The 6,281-nt window shown below is 64.8% G+C and carries 6 protein-coding genes and 1 pseudogene; 2 read left to right on the top strand and 5 right to left on the bottom strand.

Translation table 11 applies throughout. The features are described from left to right. Nucleotides 1-217: 217 nt before the first annotated feature. From FJV77_RS32110 to FJV77_RS32100, 3 genes and pseudogenes are all read right to left on the bottom strand, one after another. Nucleotides 218-962, bottom strand: a pseudogene (locus tag FJV77_RS32110) (2OG-Fe(II) oxygenase). Nucleotides 963-1,223: 261 nt separating this feature from the next. After that, nucleotides 1,224-1,748 carry a hypothetical protein gene (locus FJV77_RS32105; RefSeq protein ID WP_142870360.1) on the bottom strand — a complete coding sequence of 175 codons (525 nt, stop codon included), beginning with the start codon at nt 1,746-1,748 and terminating at the stop codon, nt 1,224-1,226. Between the two features lie 13 nt (nt 1,749-1,761). Next, nucleotides 1,762-2,187, bottom strand: a complete 426-nt coding sequence (locus FJV77_RS32100; protein WP_142870358.1) for an OsmC family protein — start codon at nt 2,185-2,187, stop codon at nt 1,762-1,764. A gap of 147 nt (nt 2,188-2,334) precedes the next feature. Between FJV77_RS32100 and FJV77_RS32095 the strand changes: the two genes are divergently transcribed. Next, nucleotides 2,335-2,997, top strand: coding sequence for a phytochelatin synthase family protein (locus tag FJV77_RS32095; protein ID WP_142870356.1), 663 nt, complete (start codon nt 2,335-2,337; stop codon nt 2,995-2,997). Between the two features lie 43 nt (nt 2,998-3,040). On the opposite strand, the gene FJV77_RS32090 is transcribed toward FJV77_RS32095, so the two are convergent. Together FJV77_RS32090 and FJV77_RS32085 are read right to left on the bottom strand one after the other, a co-directional pair. Next, nucleotides 3,041-4,543, bottom strand: a complete 1,503-nt coding sequence (locus FJV77_RS32090; protein WP_142870354.1) for an AMP-binding protein — start codon at nt 4,541-4,543, stop codon at nt 3,041-3,043. A 33-nt stretch (nt 4,544-4,576) separates the two neighbouring features. After that, on the bottom strand, nt 4,577-5,392 hold the full coding sequence (locus FJV77_RS32085; RefSeq protein WP_142870352.1) for a p-hydroxycinnamoyl CoA hydratase/lyase: 816 nt from the start codon (nt 5,390-5,392) through the stop codon (nt 4,577-4,579). 160 nt (nt 5,393-5,552) lie between these two features. Here FJV77_RS32085 and FJV77_RS32080 point away from each other — a divergent pair, with 160 nt between their 5' ends. Continuing rightward, a complete protein-coding gene (locus tag FJV77_RS32080; RefSeq protein ID WP_142870349.1) occupies nt 5,553-6,029 on the top strand; it encodes a MarR family transcriptional regulator in 477 nt (158 codons plus the stop codon). Nucleotides 6,030-6,281: the final 252 nt, after the last annotated feature.

Here is a 6,281-nt window from a genome sequence, read left to right as displayed (position 1 = left end):
GCTCGCTCTGCGCCAAGCCGCATGACCAGCGACATGGCCGCCCCTTTTTGCAGAACTTGACGCACACAACCGATTGCAACCGCATCGAGCGGCGGCTGACATTCGGACGCTTTTGAACCACTTGGAGGCTAGAGAGGCTGGCGGGACAGCGCCCCCCTCTGCCCTGCCGGGGCATCTCCCCCACGAGGGGGGAGATTGGCAGTTTCGCCGCCGCACCTTACTTCGCGTCGTGGAAGATGATCCCCACCGTATGCCGCCGGCCGGAACGCAGGCGGCTGACGCCCATGCCGGAGATTGACGCGATAGTGCCCTTTCGTGCCCTGCACCGGCCGGTTGTGGACAGCAAAAATCACCGCATCGCCCTGGGTCAGCGGCACCACCTCGGCGCGGCTCTGCATGCGCGGGCGCTGTTCGGTGAGCACGAATTCGCCACCGGTGAAATCCTCGCCGGGTTGCGACAGCAGGATCGCGACCTGCAGGGGAAAGGCGAGATCGCCGTAGAGGTCCTGGTGCAGGCAGTTGAAGTCGCCGGGACCATATTGGAGGAGCAGCGGCGTCGGTCGCGTCTGGCCGTTTTCGTGGCAAAGCTGGAGGAAGGCGGCGTGGTCGGCGGGATAACGCTGTGCTGCGCCCATGCGCTCGTTCCAGTCGTTGGCGATGCCGGCCAGTCTGGGGTAGAGCGCGGTGCGCAGGCCGCCGACCAGGTCCGGCAACGGGTAGCGAAAATAGCGGTACTCGCCCTTGCCGAAGCCGTGGCGAGCCATCACCACATGGCTGCGGAAATGCTCCTCATGCGGATAGAGCGCGGCGATTTCGGCGCATTCCTCGGGTGAGAGCAGCGCCGGCATGACGGCTGAGCCGTAGCTGTTCAGTTCGCCGACCAAGGCGCTCCAGTCCTGCGCGGCGACGCGCGCTTCGGCCGAACGGGTTGCGCGTTTGGCGGTTATCGAATGGATGGTCATGGATGCCTCCGATCGCTTGCTTGCGATCAAATTGGGGCGAGCAAGGCCCGGCGACCACCCGTTTCCTGCGGAGGTGGCGAAGCTGCTGATCTCCCCCCTTGTGGGGGAGATGGCCGGCAGGCCAGAGGGGGGCGCGAAGGATCGCCAACCTCCCCGGATCCAGTTCTGATGAGTGCGATATGATGGATTGATAGGCTGGCGGGACAGCGCCCCCCTCTGTCCTGCCGGACATCTCCCCCACGAGGGGGGAGATTGGCGGTTTCACCGCTTGCGATAGGCCTCCAGCTCCGGATCAAGATCGACCCGCACCGCGTTGGTGAACACGCAGGTCGCCACCATGATGCCGGCGAAGGCGACGAGGTTGACCAGCAGCGTGTCGTCATAGCGGGCCTTGAGTGCCGCCCAGATGTTGTCCGGGACCGCATTGGCGTTGGCCGCAACCGCCTTGCCGAATTCGATCAGCAACGCCTCGTCGGCGCTGGGTTCGATCGCTTCCGGATCAAGGCCGCCATCGATCAGCGCGCGGCGGAAGAAGGTGACCGGAATCTCGGCACGGCAGACTTGCGAGATCGCCAGCGACAACAGCCAGATGGCGCGGTCGTCGAGCGCGGGCCGCAGCAGGTCCCGCAAGGTGAACCATTCGGCATAGATGCGATGCGCCACCGGCGCATGCAGCAGGATGCGCTTCATGTTGGTCATCCGGCCACGCAGGCTGAGCTCCCTGTCATGCTCGGCGCGGATTTCGGGCGAAGCCGTGTCGTAGTCAACAGGGGAAATGCGTGCCATGGGATGGTCCTGGTTACCCGGCGAGCGTGGTGTGAAGCTCGGGCGGTGTGCGCAGTGTGTTGCTCACCGTGCAGATCGTTTCGGCGTCCTCGACAATCCGCCTTTTCGTCGCTTCGTCGAGATCGCCCTGGACGTCGAGCACGATCATGAACCGGCCGACGCGGGAGACATCGCCTTCTGCCTTCTCGCCCCTCACATCGGCGCGGACCTCACCGAGGTTGGCGGCGACGCCGAGGCGCGTGGCGGCAATGCGGGCGCTCAGCACCATGCAGGCGGCGACGGAGGCATAGAGCAGGTCGAGCGGATTGAAGCCCGGAGCGTTGACCCCGGTCACCACATCGACGCTGCCCCCGGTCGGTGTTGTCACGACCGGCAAGCCGCCCGGCGGCATCACGGCCAGCGCGCCGGTCTCTCGGGTCCTGACCTTGAGTTCTGCCATTTCAACTGTCCTTTCGGGGCCGGGCAAAATGCAAGGCGGAGCCGCCCTGGCGGCGCGCCCTGCCACGCAATGCCGGTATATGGTAGTCTCGAGGCCGACATCGCAACATCGACCGACGAACAAAATCGTCTGCTTCGAGGTTCAGCAATGAAGCGCAGTTTCATTTTGGCTGTGATTGCCGGCATTGGCCTGCTCTGCGGTGCCGCTTTTTTGATTGTCGGTCCGTCCCCAGTCTCGCCAGACGCCATCCAGTCGTCGGTTGTTCGTACCCCGGCATTGATCGACAGCGCCTGGAAGTTGCCCGTGGCTGCTACCTTCAATGCCAACCTTGCCTGGCAATCGAACGGTTCACGCTGCGGTCCGGCAAGTGTTGCAAACACATTCCGCTCGATCGGCGAAGTGGAGACGACCGAAGCCGAAGTGCTCGCGGGAACCGGAAAGTGCTGGACCGGCTTTTGCATCGTCGGTCTGACGCTGGACGAGCTTGCCGACGTCGCTCAGGCGAAAACCGGGCGCAAAGTCTCCGTGCTTCGGAATCTGAGCGCCGACGAGTTTCGCGAGCACATGAAGTACGCCAACGACCCCGGCCGCCGCTACATCATCAACTTTACCCGAGAGACGATATTCGGCGCCGGCGGTGGCCACTTTTCACCGATCGGCGGCTATCTGGAGGCCGAGGACTTGGTTTTCGTTCTCGACGTCAACGAGCGTTACAAGCCGTGGCTGATCGAGCGTGAACGCCTGTTCTCGGCCATGGACACCATCGACAGCGATGGCGACAAGAAGCGCGGGTTGCTTCTGATCGAGTAGCAGGGGCCCTAAGCGGTTTCGCAGCCACGATGCACTCGCTATCTCAACCCGGCGCCGGCCGGCCGCGCAAGATGTGCTTCTGAATCTTGCCGGAGGCGGTGCGCGGCAACGCGTCGGCGAGCAGGAATTCCTTCGGCACCTTGTAGCGGGCGATACGGTCCGCGCAGTGCGCCGCGAGCGCTGCCGGGTCGAGGGCACGGCCGGCCTTCAGCACAACGAAAGCCCGTCCGACCTCGCCCCACCGTTCGTCCGCGATGCCAATGACGGCCGCTTCGGCAATGTCGGGATGGTCGAGCAGCACGAGCTCGACTTCGGCCGGATAGACGTTTTCGCCGCCGGAGATGAACATGTCTTTGCGGCGGTCGACCAGGGTGACAAAACCCTCAGCATCCCGGCGCGCAATGTCGCCGGTGCGGAACCAGCCATCGGGTGTGAAGGCCTGCGCCGTCTCGTCCGGCCGGTTCCAGTAGCCGGGCGTGATGTTGGGGCCGCTGAGCCAGATCTCACCGGCCTCGCCCGGGGCGACGTCGTTGCCGTCATCATCGACGATGCGCAGGCAAACCGAAGGTCCCGGCAGGCCGGCGGAACCTGCCTTGCGGGCGATCTGGCCGGCCTCGAGCGGCATGCCGAGCACGGTGCCGGCCTCGGTCATGCCGAAGCCGTCGACCATGCGCACGCCCTGCTCCAGCCACCAGCGGATGTCGGCGGCGGGATTGGGTGCGCCGCCGGTGAAGATAGCGGTGAGCGTGGTCCAGTTCGCCGGATCGAAACCCACGCCGTCGCGCAGCATTTTTGCCATTTGCGGCACGCAGAAATAGTGGGTGACACCGAGCTCGGGATCGGCCAGCCGGCGGTTGGTGAGACCGGCCTCGAAGCCGGGCGAGATCAGCACGGTGCCGCCCTGCAGCAAGGGCGGACGCAGGCTGGTGATGAGGCCGATGACATGGAACATCGGCGCATCGCAAAGGAAGACGCTTGCATTGCCGACCTGCCCCAGCACGCCGAAATTGACCGCGGTGGCGAAGGCGTTGGCCTCGGTGATGACGACGCCCTTGGGGCGACCCGAAGTGCCGGAGGTGTAGAGGATGATCGACGGCTGATCGGCCGGCGGCAAGGGCCGGCGCGGCGCCGGCGCCTGCGCTTCCATCGCCGCCGCAAAATCGGCGACCTCGACCGTCATGCAGTTTTTGGGCGGCGCTCTATCAAACGCGGCATCGTGCAGCAGCAGTGCGGGATCGCAATCGGCGAGGATTGCTTGTTGCTCAGGCGCAGCGAGGCGCCAGTTGACCGGGACGAAGACGGCGCCGAGGCGCATGGCGGCCTGCTGCAGGATCAGCAGGTCGGCGCTGTTGCGGGCGACGCTGGCGATGCGCTGCCCCGGCTCGATGCCGTAGCCGCCCTCAAGCACGGCGACAGCGTGCTGGATGGCTTCATCGAGCCTGCTGTATGTCCAGCGCCGCCCGGAAGCGAGGTCGACGCAAGCGAGGCGTTCGGGCTGGGTGGCGGCATGCAAGGCCACGGGATCGGGCGTCGTCCAGGCCGGCATCTCGCATCTCCTCCGCGATCGGATGTTGGCTGATCACCTTGCCTTGTCGTAGGCGCCGAGGCCGGGCTTGTAGCTTTTTTCGTCGATGAACTGGCGGATGCCTTCCTTGCGGCCGTCATTGTCGTAGGAGTTGGCAGCCTCCTGCGCGCGCACCAGATAGTCCTCGGCATTGTCGTAAGTCATCTCGGCGACGCGGCGGATGGCGTCCTTGGTCGCCTTCAGCGCGACCGGGTTTTTCCTCAGCAAAATGTTCGCCACCTCGGTGACACGAGCCTTCAGCTCCGCCAGCGGCACGCTTTCATTGACCAGTTTCCACCCCGCCGCCTTCCTGCCGTCGATGAGTTCGCCGGTCAGCGCATGATACATGGCGTCGCGCATCGACAAGAGGTCGACCACTACCTTGGTGGCGCCGCCGCCAGGCAGGATGCCCCAGTTGATCTCGGAGAGCGCGAACTGCGCCTCGTCGGCCGCGAAAGCCAGATCGCAGGCAAACAGCGGGCCATAGCCGCCGCCAAAGCACCAGCCATTGACCATGGCGATGGTCGGCTTGCGGTACCAGCGCAACCGCCGCCACCAGCCATAGGCTTCGCCTTGAGCTTTGCGGACGGCGCCTAGCCCCTTGGCCTCGGTCTCGCGAAAATACTCCTTGAGGTCCATGCCCGCCGACCAGGCGCTGCCCTCGCCCGACAGTACCAGCACCCCGACATCGTCGCGGTATTCCAGCCCATCCAGCACTTCCATCATGCGCCGGTTGAGCGCCGGGCTCATGCAGTTGCGTTTTTCAGGCCGGTTGAAGCGCACCCAGGCGATGCCGTTCTCGACGTCGAAGGCCACGGTCTCTTCGGTCATGGCAATTCTCCTCCGGCTCGCGGTCTTGCATGGCAAGCGAAGAGCCGTGCTCCAAAACCTGCCCTTGCATTAATCGCTATGCTACATAGCTTTCATAATTGCTATGTCGCATAGTATTTTCTGCTTGACAAGGGCCTTGAGCGCGGTGATCGCTTGCAGCATGGACGAGGCCACAATCCGCAGCAAACCCCGCAAGGCCAGGATAGCGCCGGAAGACACGCTCGACGCGCAGATTGGCTACAATCTGCGGCGCGCTTCGGCTCTGGCGCTCAATGATTTCACGGTCGAATTGGCCGACGCGGCGCTGCGGCCGGTCACTTACGGCATGCTGGCGCTGATCGACGAAAGGCCCGGCATTCGTGCCGCCGAGCTTTGCCGCCTGCTCGGCATGAAAAGCGCGAACATGGCGCCGCTGCTTGCCGAACTCGAGGCACGCGGCCTGGTCGAACGCGACGATCATGCGCAGGACAGGCGCGTGCAGGTGCTCGCTTTGACCCAGGCAGCCAAAGCGGCCATGCCGGCATGGCGCAGGCACGTGCGCCGGCACGAGGACCGGTTCCTGCAGCAGCTGACGAAAAAGGAACGGGCAACGCTGCTGCGCCTGCTGCGCCTGATCTGGACCGACGAAATCGACTGAAGGCAGCCCGAGCGACGCCATCGGCGGTTGCCAAGCTGGCGCTCTACGGCGCCCCCCTCTGTCCTGCCGGACATCTCCCCCACTTGGGGGGGAGATCGGACGTCGCGCCCGCTTTCGCTAATCACCAACGTTGCAAGAAGATGGCCGGCGCCGAAGCTGCCAATCTCCCCCCTCGTGCAGGGCTGTCCGGGGAAAGTTATTCATAGGCGAAGTCCAACTGGTTTGGGGAGGTTCGGTTGCTTCGGCGGCTGG

The organism is Mesorhizobium sp. WSM4306 (genome assembly GCF_007003975.1).
Classification (GTDB): domain Bacteria; phylum Pseudomonadota; class Alphaproteobacteria; order Rhizobiales; family Rhizobiaceae; genus Mesorhizobium.
This window is presented reverse-complemented; position numbering and strand designations above follow the sequence as displayed.

Coding starts and splice junctions, on each gene's coding strand:
- FJV77_RS32105 (WP_142870360.1), bottom strand. CDS start 1,748: ATGGCACGCATTTCCCCTGTTGACTACGACACGGCTTCGCCCGAAATC.
- FJV77_RS32100 (WP_142870358.1), bottom strand. CDS start 2,187: ATGGCAGAACTCAAGGTCAGGACCCGAGAGACCGGCGCGCTGGCCGTG.
- FJV77_RS32095 (WP_142870356.1), top strand. CDS start 2,335: ATGAAGCGCAGTTTCATTTTGGCTGTGATTGCCGGCATTGGCCTGCTC.
- FJV77_RS32090 (WP_142870354.1), bottom strand. CDS start 4,543: ATGCCGGCCTGGACGACGCCCGATCCCGTGGCCTTGCATGCCGCCACC.
- FJV77_RS32085 (WP_142870352.1), bottom strand. CDS start 5,392: ATGACCGAAGAGACCGTGGCCTTCGACGTCGAGAACGGCATCGCCTGG.
- FJV77_RS32080 (WP_142870349.1), top strand. CDS start 5,553: ATGGACGAGGCCACAATCCGCAGCAAACCCCGCAAGGCCAGGATAGCG.